This is a genomic window from Pseudoalteromonas sp. HL-AS2, assembly GCF_031198805.1.
Taxonomy (GTDB): Bacteria; Pseudomonadota; Gammaproteobacteria; order Enterobacterales; family Alteromonadaceae; genus Pseudoalteromonas; species Pseudoalteromonas nigrifaciens.
Genome location: NZ_CP133571.1, coordinates 254,445 through 269,656, shown reverse-complemented (window position 1 = coordinate 269,656; position 15,212 = coordinate 254,445). Strand labels below are relative to the sequence as shown.

Annotated in this window: 9 protein-coding genes, 2 tRNA genes and 3 rRNA genes; 3 read left to right on the top strand and 11 right to left on the bottom strand. The window is 42.1% G+C overall.

The window, feature by feature from the left end:
• The first annotated feature begins 163 nt into the window (after positions 1–163).
• Positions 164–577 carry a nucleoside diphosphate kinase regulator gene (gene rnk, locus RB215_RS01270; RefSeq protein ID WP_041454318.1) on the top strand — a complete coding sequence of 138 codons (414 nt, stop codon included), beginning with the start codon at positions 164–166 and terminating at the stop codon, positions 575–577.
• A gap of 898 nt (positions 578–1,475) precedes the next feature.
• On the opposite strand, the gene rrf is transcribed toward rnk, so the two are convergent.
• The 5 genes from rrf to RB215_RS01245 form a co-directional block, all read right to left on the bottom strand.
• A 5S ribosomal RNA gene (rrf, locus tag RB215_RS01265) occupies positions 1,476–1,590 on the bottom strand.
• Between the two features lie 145 nt (positions 1,591–1,735).
• Positions 1,736–4,624, bottom strand: a 23S ribosomal RNA gene (locus RB215_RS01260).
• A gap of 306 nt (positions 4,625–4,930) precedes the next feature.
• Positions 4,931–5,006, bottom strand: a tRNA-Ala gene (locus tag RB215_RS01255).
• Between the two features lie 111 nt (positions 5,007–5,117).
• Positions 5,118–5,194: transfer RNA gene (locus tag RB215_RS01250), tRNA-Ile, on the bottom strand.
• A gap of 76 nt (positions 5,195–5,270) precedes the next feature.
• Positions 5,271–6,806, bottom strand: a 16S ribosomal RNA gene (locus RB215_RS01245).
• Together the 16S, 23S and 5S rRNA genes with 2 tRNA genes alongside form the textbook arrangement of a ribosomal RNA operon.
• Positions 6,807–7,451: 645 nt before the next feature.
• On the opposite strand from RB215_RS01245, the gene RB215_RS01240 reads away from it, so the two are divergent.
• Positions 7,452–7,931 carry an RNA-binding protein gene (locus RB215_RS01240; protein WP_011326970.1) on the top strand — a complete coding sequence of 160 codons (480 nt, stop codon included), beginning with the start codon at positions 7,452–7,454 and terminating at the stop codon, positions 7,929–7,931.
• Here RB215_RS01240 and murI read toward each other — a convergent pair.
• Both murI and RB215_RS01230 read right to left on the bottom strand, forming a co-directional pair.
• Positions 7,894–8,691 carry a glutamate racemase gene (murI, locus tag RB215_RS01235; RefSeq protein ID WP_011326969.1) on the bottom strand — a complete coding sequence of 266 codons (798 nt, stop codon included), beginning with the start codon at positions 8,689–8,691 and terminating at the stop codon, positions 7,894–7,896. The genes RB215_RS01240 and murI overlap by 38 nt on opposite strands.
• Positions 8,692–8,768: 77 nt before the next feature.
• Complete coding sequence (locus RB215_RS01230; protein WP_011326968.1) at positions 8,769–9,896, bottom strand: DUF5610 domain-containing protein; 1,128 nt, start codon at positions 9,894–9,896, stop codon at positions 8,769–8,771.
• A gap of 167 nt (positions 9,897–10,063) precedes the next feature.
• Here RB215_RS01230 and trmA point away from each other — a divergent pair, with 167 nt between their 5' ends.
• Positions 10,064–11,167, top strand: coding sequence for a tRNA (uridine(54)-C5)-methyltransferase TrmA (gene trmA / locus RB215_RS01225; RefSeq protein WP_182684517.1), 1,104 nt, complete (start codon positions 10,064–10,066; stop codon positions 11,165–11,167).
• Positions 11,168–11,230: 63 nt separating this feature from the next.
• Here trmA and RB215_RS01220 read toward each other — a convergent pair whose 3' ends face one another.
• From RB215_RS01220 to ccoG, 4 genes are read right to left on the bottom strand one after another with little or no spacing between them, the layout of a single operon-like run.
• Positions 11,231–11,869 carry a thiol:disulfide interchange protein DsbA/DsbL gene (locus tag RB215_RS01220; protein ID WP_011326966.1) on the bottom strand — a complete coding sequence of 213 codons (639 nt, stop codon included), beginning with the start codon at positions 11,867–11,869 and terminating at the stop codon, positions 11,231–11,233.
• A 20-nt stretch (positions 11,870–11,889) separates the two neighbouring features.
• Entirely contained in the window at positions 11,890–12,513 is a 624-nt protein-coding gene (locus RB215_RS01215) for a thiol:disulfide interchange protein DsbA/DsbL (protein ID WP_011326965.1), read from the bottom strand.
• A gap of 34 nt (positions 12,514–12,547) precedes the next feature.
• Positions 12,548–13,522, bottom strand: a complete 975-nt coding sequence (locus tag RB215_RS01210) for a serine/threonine protein kinase (protein WP_182684520.1) — start codon at positions 13,520–13,522, stop codon at positions 12,548–12,550.
• 51 nt (positions 13,523–13,573) lie between these two features.
• The gene (ccoG, locus tag RB215_RS01205) at positions 13,574–15,004 is read right to left on the bottom strand and encodes a cytochrome c oxidase accessory protein CcoG (protein ID WP_182684521.1); all 1,431 of its coding nucleotides are present in this window, start codon (positions 15,002–15,004) and stop codon (positions 13,574–13,576) included.
• Positions 15,005–15,212 lie beyond the last annotated feature (208 nt).

The following is a 15,212-nucleotide window of genomic DNA, read 5'->3' as shown; positions in this document are numbered from 1 at the left end:
AAAAACTAACTATACTCTTAGTCACTTAAGTACTATTGCTTAAGATAGTTGATTATTGAGTTGCAAATAAAAATTACTTCAACGTATTCTAGTGCAATTAAGCTTATGCCGAATCATACTCAGAGTAAGTTTTATTTACATAAACATTATTAAGGATATTGAGTTGAATAAAAGACCTGAAATAATCATCTCATCATTAGATGCAGATAGACTATATGATTTAATCGAATCATTGCCAGCAAACAGTTTTGCGGGTGAAAAAGAACTGGAAGCAGAATTAGGGCGAGCAACTATAGTTGATCCTAAAGACGTTCCAGCAACAATAGTTACCATGAATTCGACCGTAAATTTTGTTGTAGAATCTTCAAAAGAAGAATTTAATTTAACTCTTGTCTACCCGAAAGATCTTGACGCTAGCGGCCAAAAAATATCAATTTTAGCCCCTATAGGAGGCGCTTTACTTGGGCTATCACAAGGAGATGAAATTGAATGGCCTAAGCCTGGTGGAGGTTTAATAAAAGTAAAAATAAAAGAAGTAACCTACCAACCTGAAAGAGTCGGCGAACTACATAGATAATTTAACGAAGCTAATAAGTAGCTCCTAGCGCATTAAATTAATTAAAAACCCAGCTCATGTTGGGTTTTTAGTTTGCGCTATCATTTTAGCTCAAATCATTTCACAATATCACTTCCATAAATTTACTAACTGTTAAGCGTGATAATAACCGGGAGTTAATTCCAGCAACCCATTAAATATTCTAATTTATAATTAGTGCAGGCCACTAAACTCGATAAATTGCTTGTCGTAGGTAAAACTGAGGCAATTATAGCTCCCACCTCACTAAGGATATAATACGGCAACACTTGCTAATTACCACAGATGCTATGCCATCCGGACAGTGGCCATTGCTAGTCACCCATATGGAAATATATTGATAGATATGTAAAACCTGCCAATGATACTCTTACCTCCATATTTGCCATAGCTTAATCCAGTTGAGCAAGTATGAGCATGGATAAATATACTCACTTAATAAATAGCATTTGCTATCGATGCACTACGCAGTAGAAAAGCAGCAATCTAGCTATTTTTGATGCTCTTTATCGTCGGGTGTCGCTACGCTCGCCCAACCTACGCGGGAGACTTGTGTACATTATTCACCCACATTTCACTTTTCTGCAGACGTAAAAAAGCCCGAATCGTTAAATTCGGGCTTTCTACAATTTGGGGTCGGCGCGCTACTTCGTAGCGACAACGCAGTAGAATGTCGTAAGTGCCCACAGCGGTGGAAAATCACAGTGCAAATGCACCACATTCATTGGCTAGTGGTGATGTTTTTATGATTTGAGTATCGGGTATCGCTACGCTCGCCCGACCTACGCGGGAGACTTGTGTACATTACTCACCCACACTTCACTTTTCTGCAGACGTAAAAAAGCCCGAATCGTTAAATTCGGGCTTTCTACAATTTGGAGCCTGGCAATGTCCTACTTTCACATAGCAAATGCTACACTATCATCGGCGCTGTTTCGTTTCACTACTGAGTTCGGCATGGGGTCAGGTGGGTCCAAAACGCTATTGTTACCAAGCAAATTAGGGCGTTAATTCGTATCACTACAAATTAACTGAATTTGGAAAATATCTGATAATATTTTTTAAGTCTTTGCGTAAATATCTACTTTAGCAATATTAACTTCTTGCTTGAACTGTCACATAAAACGCGTTTGGCGTTGTATGGTTAAGCCTCACGGGTAATTAGTACAAGTTAGCTTAATGCCTCACAGCACTTCCACATCTTGCCTATCAACGTTGTAGTCTCCAACGGCCCTTCAGAGAGCTTATAGCTCTAGTGAGAAATCATCTCGAGGCCTGCTTCGCGCTTAGATGCTTTCAGCGCTTATCAGTTCCGAACGTAGCTACCGGGCAATGCCATTGGCATGACAACCCGAACACCAGCGGTTCGTTCACTCCGGTCCTCTCGTACTAGGAGCAACCCCTCTCAATTCTCAAACGCCCACGGCAGATAGGGACCGAACTGTCTCACGACGTTCTAAACCCAGCTCGCGTACCACTTTAAATGGCGAACAGCCATACCCTTGGGACCGACTTCAGCCCCAGGATGTGATGAGCCGACATCGAGGTGCCAAACACCGCCGTCGATATGAACTCTTGGGCGGTATCAGCCTGTTATCCCCGGAGTACCTTTTATCCGTTGAGCGATGGCCCTTCCATTCAGAACCACCGGATCACTATGACCTACTTTCGTACCTGCTCGACGTGTCTGTCTCGCAGTTAAGCTGGCTTCTACCATTACACTAACCGTACGATGTCCGACCGTACTTAGCCAACCTTCGTGCTCCTCCGTTACTCTTTAGGAGGAGACCGCCCCAGTCAAACTACCCACCAGGCACTGTCCGTAACCCCGATTCAGGGGCCAACGTTAGAACATCAAAACTACAAGGGTGGTATTTCAAGGTTGACTCCAACAAAACTAGCGTCTCATCTTCAAAGTCTCCCACCTATCCTACACATGTAGGTTCAATGTTCAGTGCCAAGCTGTAGTAAAGGTTCACGGGGTCTTTCCGTCTAGCCGCGGGTACACAGCATCTTCACTGCGATTTCAATTTCACTGAGTCTCGGGTGGAGACAGCGTGGCCATGGTTACACCATTCGTGCAGGTCGGAACTTACCCGACAAGGAATTTCGCTACCTTAGGACCGTTATAGTTACGGCCGCCGTTTACCGGGGCTTCGATCAAGAGCTTCTCCCTAAGGATAACCCCATCAATTAACCTTCCGGCACCGGGCAGGTGTCACACCGTATACGTCATCTTGCGATTTTGCACAGTGCTGTGTTTTTAATAAACAGTCCCAGCCACCTGGTCACTGCGGCTCCCGTCCGCTTAGAGAGCAAGTCTCATCACAGATAGGAGCGTACCTTCTCCCGAAGTTACGGTACGATTTTGCCTAGTTCCTTCACCCGAGTTCTCTCAAGCGCCTTAGTATTCTCTACCTGACCACCTGTGTCGGTTTGGGGTACGATTCCATATAATCTGAAGCTTAGAGGCTTTTCCTGGAAGTATGGCATCAGCAACTTCATCACCTTAGTGACTCGTCTCGTGTCTCAGGTTTAGTGTTCGTCCGGATTTACCTAAACAAACGCCCTACTCACTTTCACATGGACTACCAACGCCATGCTTGCTTAGCCTGCTCCGTCCCCCCATCGCAATTATATCGAGTACAGAAATATTAATCTGTTTCCCATCGACTACGCCTTTCGGCCTCGCCTTAGGGGTCGACTTACCCTACCCTGATTAACATGGGATAGGAACCCTTGGTCTTCCGGCGTGGGAGTTTTTCACTCCCATTATCGTTACTCATGTCAGCATTCGCACTTCTGATACCTCCAGCATACCTCCCGGTACACCTTCAACGGCTTACAGAACGCTCCCCTACCACTCATCCTAAGATGAATCCGCAGCTTCGGTGCATAGTTTAGCCCCGTTACATCTTCCGCGCAGACCGACTCGACCAGTGAGCTATTACGCTTTCTTTAAAGGATGGCTGCTTCTAAGCCAACCTCCTGGCTGTCTGGGCCTTTCCACATCGTTTCCCACTTAACTATGACTTTGGGACCTTAGCTGGCGGTCTGGGTTGTTTCCCTCTTCACGACGGACGTTAGCACCCGCCGTGTGTCTCCCGGATATTACTTTACGGTATTCGGAGTTTGCAAAGGGTTGGTAAGTCGGGATGACCCCCTAGCCTTAACAGTGCTCTACCCCCGTAAGTATTCGTCCGAGGCTCTACCTAAATAGATTTCGGGGAGAACCAGCTATCTCCCGGTTTGATTAGCCTTTCACTCCTAACCACAAGTCATCCCCTAACTTTTCAACGTTAGTGGGTTCGGTCCTCCAGTTGATGTTACTCAACCTTCAACCTGCTCATGGCTAGATCACCGGGTTTCGGGTCTATACCTTGCAACTATTCGCCCAGTTAAGACTCGGTTTCCCTACGGCTACCCTAATCGGTTAACCTCGCTACAAAATATAAGTCGCTGACCCATTATACAAAAGGTACGCAGTCACCCAACAAGTGGGCTCCTACTGCTTGTACGTACACGGTTTCAGGTTCTATTTCACTCCCCTCACAGGGGTTCTTTTCGCCTTTCCCTCACGGTACTGGTTCACTATCGGTCAGTTGGGAGTATTTAGCCTTAGATGATGGTCCACCTATATTCAGTCAAAGTTTCACGTGCTCCGACCTACTCGATTTCACTTAAAATGTCTTTTCATGTACGGGACTATCACCCTGTATCGTGGCGCTTTCCAGCAGCCTTCCATTAACACATAATAAGCTTAAGGGCTGTTCCGATTTCGCTCGCCGCTACTTTCGGAATCTCGGTTGATTTCTTTTCCTACGGGTACTTAGATGTTTCAGTTCTCCGCGTTCGCCTCGTTAACCTATGTATTCAGTTAACGATACCTGCAAGCAGGTGGGTTTCCCCATTCGGAAATCCTAGTCTCAAGTGCTTTTTACTAGCTTGACTAGGCTTATCGCAAGTTAATACGTCCTTCATCGCCTCCAACTGCCAAGGCATCCACCGTGTACGCTTAGTCACTTAACCATACAACCCAAACGGGTCTTTGTTTTGTGACAGTTTAACTTCGCCAGAAGTCAATATTGAATACTAAAGTAGATACCAATCAATCAACTCAAAGAGTTAATTAAATGGCACTGAATGGTACTGCTACCATTCTTTTTTTACTTTTGAAAACTCTTGATAAATAACAATGTTATTCATCAGAATTTTATTATCAGCTTTTCCAAATTTTTAAAGAGCAAGAGAAATAAAAACTTCTCAAAATTAAACACACTTCATTCTCAGGTCGTTTATGACCCGATAAAGAATATTTATTTTTAAGAAGTAAAGTGGTGGAGCTAAGCAGGATCGAACTGCTGACCTCCTGCGTGCAAGGCAGGCGCTCTCCCAGCTGAGCTATAGCCCCACATATGCTGGTCTTACTGTTTGTATACCGACTTTGCTTCCAGACAAGGCGTGGGAAATCGACGTTTAGTTTACTAAACGAGATATTCCATAACGATGTATGGGAGTAAAGTGGTGGGTCTGAGTAGATTTGAACTACCGACCTCACCCTTATCAGGGGTGCGCTCTAACCAGCTGAGCTACAGACCCAAACAATAAGTGTTGTTCTCTTTACAATTAACAATCATCTGTGTGGACACTACGAACAAATAAGTTCTAAATCGTATAAGGAGGTGATCCAGCCCCAGGTTCCCCTAGGGCTACCTTGTTACGACTTCACCCCAGTCATGAATCACTCCGTGGTAAACGTCCTCCCGAGGGTTAGACTATCTACTTCTGGAGCAACCCACTCCCATGGTGTGACGGGCGGTGTGTACAAGGCCCGGGAACGTATTCACCGCGTCATTCTGATACGCGATTACTAGCGATTCCGACTTCATGGAGTCGAGTTGCAGACTCCAATCCGGACTACGACGCACTTTAAGTGATTCGCTTACCTTCGCAGGTTCGCAGCACTCTGTATGCGCCATTGTAGCACGTGTGTAGCCCTACACGTAAGGGCCATGATGACTTGACGTCGTCCCCACCTTCCTCCGGTTTATCACCGGCAGTCTCCTTAGAGTTCTCAGCATTACCTGCTAGCAACTAAGGATAGGGGTTGCGCTCGTTGCGGGACTTAACCCAACATCTCACAACACGAGCTGACGACAGCCATGCAGCACCTGTATCAGAGTTCCCGAAGGCACCAAACCATCTCTGGTAAGTTCTCTGTATGTCAAGTGTAGGTAAGGTTCTTCGCGTTGCATCGAATTAAACCACATGCTCCACCGCTTGTGCGGGCCCCCGTCAATTCATTTGAGTTTTAACCTTGCGGCCGTACTCCCCAGGCGGTCTACTTAATGCGTTAGCTTTGAAAAACAGAACCGAGGCTCCGAGCTTCTAGTAGACATCGTTTACGGCGTGGACTACCGGGGTATCTAATCCCGTTTGCTCCCCACGCTTTCGTACATGAGCGTCAGTGTTGACCCAGGTGGCTGCCTTCGCCATCGGTATTCCTTCAGATCTCTACGCATTTCACCGCTACACCTGAAATTCTACCACCCTCTATCACACTCTAGTTTGCCAGTTCGAAATGCAGTTCCCAGGTTGAGCCCGGGGCTTTCACATCTCGCTTAACAAACCGCCTGCGTACGCTTTACGCCCAGTAATTCCGATTAACGCTCGCACCCTCCGTATTACCGCGGCTGCTGGCACGGAGTTAGCCGGTGCTTCTTCTGTCAGTAACGTCACAGCTAGCAGGTATTAACTACTAACCTTTCCTCCTGACTGAAAGTGCTTTACAACCCGAAGGCCTTCTTCACACACGCGGCATGGCTGCATCAGGCTTGCGCCCATTGTGCAATATTCCCCACTGCTGCCTCCCGTAGGAGTCTGGGCCGTGTCTCAGTCCCAGTGTGGCTGATCATCCTCTCAAACCAGCTAGGGATCGTCGCCTTGGTGAGCCATTACCTCACCAACTAGCTAATCCCACTTGGGCCAATCTAAAGGCGAGAGCCGAAGCCCCCTTTGGTCCGTAGACATTATGCGGTATTAGCAGTCGTTTCCAACTGTTGTCCCCCACCTCAAGGCATGTTCCCAAGCATTACTCACCCGTCCGCCGCTCGTCAGCAAAGAAGCAAGCTTCTCTCTGTTACCGCTCGACTTGCATGTGTTAGGCCTGCCGCCAGCGTTCAATCTGAGCCATGATCAAACTCTTCAATTAAAAAGTTTTATGTCTTTCGACAGCTCAATGAATTCTGAATTTATTTTAATATCTTTCGATATTGAATTGACTGTGCCGAAGCAACTTATAAATAAGTTACTTCTGTTGGTCACTCAGTTTTCAATTGAGACTCTAATTTGTTTGCCTCGCTAATTACCCATAAAGAGTAAGTAGATTGGCTGTTAGAACTCAATCTGTACGAGTGCCCACACAGATGATTGCTTTATATTGTTAAAGAACGTTTTGAGTCGCTTTAGCGTCTCAAGGGATGCGTATGATACATCCTTTATTTTTCGAGTCAACACTTAGTTTTAAACTTTCTTTTTGGAAGATTTAAAACCGAAGTTTTATTTAACTCTCTAAGTAGTTGCTGCCTTGCTATGCTTCGGCGTTTCCCTTCTCAGTGGGGTCGCATTATAGGGAGATCCAAAAACAGATCAAGCCTTTTTTTAGATCTTTTTACTGTTCGAACAAAATGTAATCGATAGCAAGTGAAACATGATAAAAACATGTATAAAACGATGCTTTTTCACCCTGTTTTATATTATTTACTATAAATTTTATTGCTATGTTGAATTAAGGCGTTAAGATAGCAAGTTCACAATGTTAAATTAATGTTTATTTCCTGTTTATTGGTAGATCAAAATGAAATTACCCGATCAAAAATCTTTTATCCTCTCAGTTATTCTTGCTGTTGTTGGTTTTGTTATAGTTAAGTTCGCACTTGAAAGCCTAGAGTTAGACCCTGCACTACTATTTGCTGTTGGTTTGCTCATTGGTGGTATTGTTATTGCTGCGATGTCGTCTGACGGTGTAGTAGAAGCCGAAGTAAAAACCAAAACGCTTTATGTTGGTAACCTTCCTTATCGTGCAAACGAAGGTGTGGTACGTGCTTTATTTGAAGAGCAAGGCAAAGTGTTCAACGTTCGCTTATTAAAGGACAAAAATACAGGTAAGCGTCGTGGCTTTGGTTTTGTTGAAATGGCGCAAGCTGATGCCGACAATGCAATAGCGCAGTTAAACGATAGCGAGTTCCAACAACGTACCTTAAAGGTACGTGAAGCAAAACAAAAACAAGAAGATGATTCTAACGCTCTTCGTTCTGAGCCGGATCAATCAGTGTAACTAGCTTTACAGCTAACTTACTACTCACACTAGCCGTTGCATAATATTGCAGCGGCTTTTTTGTATCTGCAATATTGTTATTCGTTAAATTAAGCTGGCTAATTAAGTAATGAACTCGCTTAGCAATCGCTGCACCTGAATCAAGTAGCTGCACTTTCCTATTAAAGTACTGACTAATCGGCTCTGCCAAAATAGGAAAATGCGTACAGCCTAATACTAATACATCTATAGACTGATCTATGTTTAAACGATCGAGTTCTTGGTGCAGTTTAGTTGTATCTAAACTTTGTTCGAAAAACAAACGCTCGGCTAAAGTAACTAGTTCAACGCTACTATATAAGCTAACTGCTATATTGTTGGTATGTTCTTGTATGAGTGTGCGCGTATAGGGACTTGATATAGTTGCTGGAGTTGCCAGTAGGCCGATATGTTTAGATTGTGTAAGTTGCGCAGCAGGTTTTATCGCCGGTACCACCCCCACTATAGGAATAGTAGTAATTTGGCGCACTGCCCCAAGCGCAGAAGTAGAGGCGGTGTTACATGCAATAACAATTAAATCTACATTAAGCGCTTGCTGGTTAATAAAGTGAATGAGTGCGCATAAGCGGTTAATAATCGTTTGCTGTGACTGAGCGCCGTATGGCAATAGCGCATTATCCATAAAATAGCTGTATTGCGCATCTGGAATACTTTGCTGAATATGTTCAAGTACCGTAGTACCACCAATACCTGAATCAAAAACCATTATGTGCGCTGACAAACTACTGTCCTTACTCTAAGTTAAGAACGGCAGTTTGCCATGTGATTTTTATAAAAGAAAGTAGTTTAGTGGTACAACTATTGTTGATTGGCTAGCTCGTCCGTTGCTGCATTTAATTGATTAAGGTTTTCGAACATAGCTTTGGTGTAATCTACCAATTTATCTATTTCTGCTTGATCTTGATTTAACCACTGCACAATACCCGATAACTGGTTTTGTATGCCCAGCTCTGTGGCTTTATTAAACACAGCTTTTAAGTCGTCGTTAAACGGCGCTAATTTATCAGCTACTGCTTTTTCAGGAACTGGCTTGTACTCTTCGTAACCTTTAACTGTAGCGACTGTTTTGGTTTGTCGTAAATCCATTGAAAAAGCCACCAGCTGTTCGTTGCCTAAGCTTAGTGCTTGCGCCTCTTCAAATGCTTTATCTAAGTCACCACTGAAAAAGGTGCTACTTACACTTTGTAAGTCAGCCATTAGCTCATTAATCGCCTTTTGTTCATTCTCATTTAAATCGCCATTAACCGACATAGAAAATGACAACTCACGAGACTGCGACGACTCACTTACAAAAGATTCACTATTCCCATTTTGCTGATAACGACTGGCTGATTGTGACTCATAAGCATCAGCAAAACTAATACTCACTTCGTCTCCTTCGGCGGTAGTAAATTTATATTCTGCTTTGTTACTTAAACTTGCATACTGAGCTTGGCTAACAGAGACACTGGCGGGTTTAGGATTAAATAAATCGTCTTCAAATTTGTCCAGGCCATTAAATATGCCTTCTTTAGATTTATTAATACCCTGTGCGATATCGTCGTTAAACACGCCATTGCCTTTTAATTCATCAACCGCGTCATCAATCCCTATTTGCACACCTTTTCGAGCATCACCTAACATACCTTTGAGTTTTTCATCGTCGGCACCATTGGCTTTTGCTTTACGTACTGCACTGGTAACGAAGTCTAAAACGTTTTTAACGATTTCATCAAAATCAAAAAGCGGTTTATCTTTTTTCGGCTCGCTTATCGGTAAGCCAAGAGCTTGAGCCATTTTGTCACCGAGCACTTTGGCAGCAAGTTCTTTACCGCGCTGCTGATAGTTATCTTGAGGCGACTGTATTGTAGGTTGCTGTAAAGCCCCTTTATTACCGTATTTATTAATATTGTGGTTTGGAACAAAGCCAAAGTTACCGATTTTCATGATCCGACTCCTATCTATGCTTGCCTTACTTATCGGCACTGTAAGTTATTTCTGTAGCTAGATGCTCAAAAAAAAACCAATATATATTTCATCAAAACTAGACAAATACATCTCGCTCCCTACAATAGCGCCGATAAACAGCTCTCAAAGATAAGGTTATAGCGTTAATGGCAGTTATTAAAATAGACACCTCACAGTACGATGCGCAGTTAAGCGAAAAAGAACAGCGTATTGCTGCCCAATTTCAACGTTTTGGTGTGGATAAACTTGAGGTATTTAGCTCAGAGCCGATTAACTACCGCCAACGCGCTGAGTTTAGAGTATGGCACGATGGTGACGATCTGTTTCATATAATGTTTGATCAACAAACTAAAGACAAAATTCGCGTTGATAGCTTTGACCCTGCCGCTCCTTTGGTAGGTGAAGTGATGCAAGTAATGATTGATAATTTAAAGTCGTGTGAAATTTTGCGTCGTAAATTATTTCAGATTGATTACTTATCTACGCTAAGCGGTGAGATTTTAGTGAGTCTGTTATATCACAAGCCACTTGATGAGCATTGGCTGAGTGAAATTAACGCGCTTAAAGAAAAGTTAAGCAGTAAGTATAAAATTGACTTTATTGGCCGTGCCCGCAAACAAAAAGAAATGCTTGGTGATGACTACGTTACCGAACGCTTAAACGTGAATGGTCAAGAACTAATATATCAGCAGGTAGAAAACAGCTTTACCCAGCCAAATGCCAAAGTAAATATTAAAATGCTAGAGTGGGCGCAAGACTTATGTAAGCCACTTAAAAATGATTTACTTGAACTTTATTGTGGTAACGGTAACTTTTCTATTGCGTTAGCGGGCTCGTTTAATAAAGTACTAGCAACCGAAATATCAAAGTCGTCGGTACACTCAGCGCAGTACAATATAGCGCAAAACAAGGTAGACAATTTAGATATTATCCGTATGTCGAGCGAAGAGTTTACTCAAGCCATGAATGGCGAACGCAGTTTTTCTCGTTTAGAAGGTATAGATTTAAATAGCTACAATTGCCAAACCATTTTAGTTGATCCGCCACGTGCCGGTATGGATACCCTAACGTGTGACTTAGTAGCAAATTACGAAAGTATTATTTATATTTCGTGTAACCCAGAGACACTAGAGCGCGACCTTGATCACTTAACCCGCACCCATGAAGTTAAACGCTTTGCGATTTTTGATCAGTTCCCTTATACGCACCATATTGAGTCGGGTGTATTTTTACAAAAAAAGAATACTTAAAATAACCAGCTAAAAATTACCCATAAAAAAAGCTCCTTAGAAGCTTTTTTTATGGGTTTAACTTTACTTGCTTGCTAAGTAGTTAATTAATTTAGTGATATCTGCGGGTTCGCTAATACCCGATTCGCGACCTAGAAGTAGTTTGTACTTACCATTTACGATAAAAGTAGGTACGCCACGCAATGCACCTTTCTCTTTAAAGTAGTCTTGGTCGCGCTTCATTTTTGAGCTTAATGTACGTACCGAAAAGCTTTTAAATAACTTATCGAACTTATCGCCATCAACCCCTTGCGCTACAAACACATCTTTTACGTCGGCTAATTCATTAAAATTTGCGCGCTTTGTATGAATGTGACTAAAGATAGCCGCAATAATTTTATCTTTTTGTGGTAACACTTCAGCCGTTGCTAACGCTTGGCTGATCATTTGTTGATGCTCGGTATCGCGTACGCCAACAAAATCAACATGGCTCTTTTTAAACTTTACGCCTTTATCGAGCATTGGTTTAATCTCGGCTACCAGTGGCTCCATGTTATTACACGCAGGACAGTAAAATGAGAAAAACTCTTTCACTTCTGGTTTTTTAGTTGCGCGCTCAGACACAACCTCATAATGTACACCTTCCTCAAAGGTTGCTGCAAAACTTGTTGCAGCGAAAGGTAGTAATACAGCAAGTAAACCTGCTTTAACTAATTTTATCATTATTATATGGCTCCAAAAATTTATAGTGCGAGTAAAAATGAAACTAACTCATCAAGCTCTTCTTGGCTCTTGATGGTATTTAGATTGATTTTATATTTGTCGTTTACAATAAAAGTAGGAACGCCTGTTAACGCACCTAATTTTGAGTATTTATTTTGTTTATCTTGCATTGCTTGTTCAGCTGCAATAATTGGCATACTGGCAATATCTTGATCAAACGTATCGCTACTAATGCCATTTATATCTAATAATTTTTTTAAATCTTTAATTTCAGTCAGTGGTGCGCGCTGAACATGAATACTTTTAAAAATCTTGTCTGTAATCGTATCAGCTTGCCCGTGCTTTTTAGCAACTAAATACGCTAGGCTCAAGTTACTTTGTGTTTGTGGCGACACGCCGCCTAAAAAGTTAACGTGATTTTTTATAAACACCGCACCTGCAGGTAGATTTTCTTCAATTGCGTGTGCAACCGGTTCAAATTTAAAACAATGCGGGCAATAAAACGAAAAGTATTCGGTAACTTGTGGTGTAGTACTTTTTTCGATATCGATAACTGTATATTGATTACCTACTTCAAAGTTTGCTGCAAGTGCTGCAAAAGGTAGACAAAGAAGTAGTAGGCTCAGTTTTAATTTTTTAAGCATTAGTCTCTCGTTGTACATATTTTTGAATAAAATGTTATGGCAATAATTTTAGCGGTGCTTCTTGCAATGCGGCAAGCTGCTCTTTAAGTGCTAAAATTTGTTGCTCCCAGTATTTGTCATCTGCAAACCATGAAAAGTTCCGCACAAAAGCCGGATCGCTCCATCGTTTTGCAACCCACCCCATATAATGGATGATACGCATAGCTCGAAGTGGTTCGATCAACTTAAGCTGCGAGTGATCAAAATCACAAAATTCTTCATAGGCGGTTACTAAGGTATCTAACTGTAACAGCTGCGTTTGTCGATCGCCACTTAGCATCATCCATAGATCCTGAATGGGTGGCCCCTGGCGACTATCATCTAAATCAACAAACATTAACGCATCGCCTGCCCATAATATATTGCCAGCATGGCAATCCCCATGCAAACGTATCGTTTTTACATTGGTATACTGTGTTTGAGCCTGCTTAATAACCAAATCTAAAATGGTATAAAAAGCGGTTTCTAATCCCATAGGTACTAAGTTACTTTTTTGCAGATGAACTTTTGCTGTATGTAAGTACTCTTCGCAGGTTAGGGTGGGCCTTTGTGTAAATGGTTTTGTTTTAGCAACTTGATGCATTCTGCCAATTAAGCGCCCTAGTACATCAAGTTGATCTAAGTTATCGACTTCAAATAAACGCCCGCCAACACTTGGAAATAAAGTAAATAAATAGCCTTGGTGTTCAAATAAGCTTTGCCCGTTATATTCCATTGGCGCAACAACCGGTACTTCGGCCTCTGCTAACTCAAAAGCAAAGTCATGCTCTTCTTGTATTTGCTCCTCGCTCCAACGCTCTGGACGATAAAACTTAACAACGTAGCGTTTTCCGCCTTCTGCTACAAATTGATACACTCTATTTTCGTAACTATTTAACGCCAATAAACCAGACTCAACATAAATACCAACACTTTCTATGGCATCAAGAATTAGATCTGGGGTTAAATCAATAAAGCTAAATTTACTCATACACTTCTTATATAAAATAAAAGCGGGGAACACCCCGCTTTTTGTTAAACTTTACCGCGCTTTAAAAAAGTTACTCGACTGTGATATTTGATTGTCGGGCTCGCCTACCGGCGATAGCACAAAGTTAAATTCTGTCATTGGCGCTTTTAAGTCATACGGATCCATAACCAGTGATAAAGGCACATTGTGCGATTGCCCTGCGTTAACCCTAAACGTTTGTTTACCTATGTACTTAAAGTTATCGAGCCCTTGCACTTTAATTGTAAAGGTTTGCTCATACTGCGCTTTGTTGATCACTTTTAAGGTGTAGGTGTTTTCTACCAACCCTTCAAAATCAACCCTATATAACTGATTACGATCGCGAATAATATCAAATTCCATCGTTTTACGCAGCGCAATATTGGCAACCAAGGCACTGGTTAAAATAACCAGGATCACTATATAGCCAATAATTTTTGCCCGCAGTGGGTTGGTTTTATTCTCTGGCGTTTCTAAGTTTCGCTCAGTGGTATAAGAAATAAGTCCGCGTGGATAATTCATTTTATCCATCACCCCATCACATGCATCAATACAAGCGCCACAGTTAATACACTCTGCTTGTAAGCCATTACGAATATCTATGCCGGTTGGGCATACTTGCACGCATAAATTACAGTCAATACAGTCGCCTATTTCTAAATCTTCATGTGCCACTTTGCGCGAGCGTGGGCCACGGCTTTCACCGCGTTTTTCATCATACGATACTGTATAGGTATCTTTATCAAACATGGCTGACTGAAAACGTGAGTATGGGCAAATATGTAAACACATAATTTCGCGCATCCACCCAGCATTACCGTATGTACAAGCAGCAAAAAAGATAATACTCATTAAGGCATAGCTACCGGCATTAAAGGTAACAAAGTCAGGGAGTAGCTCACGAATAGGGGTAAAGTAACCAACAAATGTAATTGCTGTATATAAAGAAAACAAAATCCAACTGGTGTGCTTAGCGGTTTTGCGCCAAAACTTATCAAAGTCCATTGCTCGTTGGTCGAGCTTTTTACGTTGATTTGCCGTACCTTCAAACTTTTCTTCAAACCAAATAAAGGTAAAGGTCCACACTGTTTGTGGGCAGGTATAACCACACCACACTCGTCCATAAAAAGTAGTAACCAAAAACAAAGCAAACGCGGCCAACATAAAAATAAAGGCGAGTATGGTAAAGTCTTGCGGCCACAGGGTTAAACCAAATATATTGTATTTTTGACCTATTAAATCAAATAAAACGGCCTGTTCACCATTAAAATTTATCCAAGGTAGCAACATAAATGCCAACAGACCTAAAAAGCCAATTCGCTGCCTAAGAAGTTGGTGCAAGCCATTAACAGCACGCACGTAAATACGATTACGTGGATTAAACCGATCCTGTTGCCCGCTAAGATCCGGCTTTTGAATCTTTACTTCAACTGGTATATTTTTTACTTTAATTTGTTTGTCCATCGAAGTTCCTCAACACCGCTTGGAAATAAAAATTCAGCTATATTCAAGGTTTACCTTATAGTGTAATAACGTACTTATTACGTATAATATTTATAACAAGACTTGAATACTTTCAGATATTTCAGAAATATCTAACTGCTGTTAGCTATTATAACAATATTGGCTAAAATTACTGGCATAGATCGCTAATAATTTATTCACTTTAGTT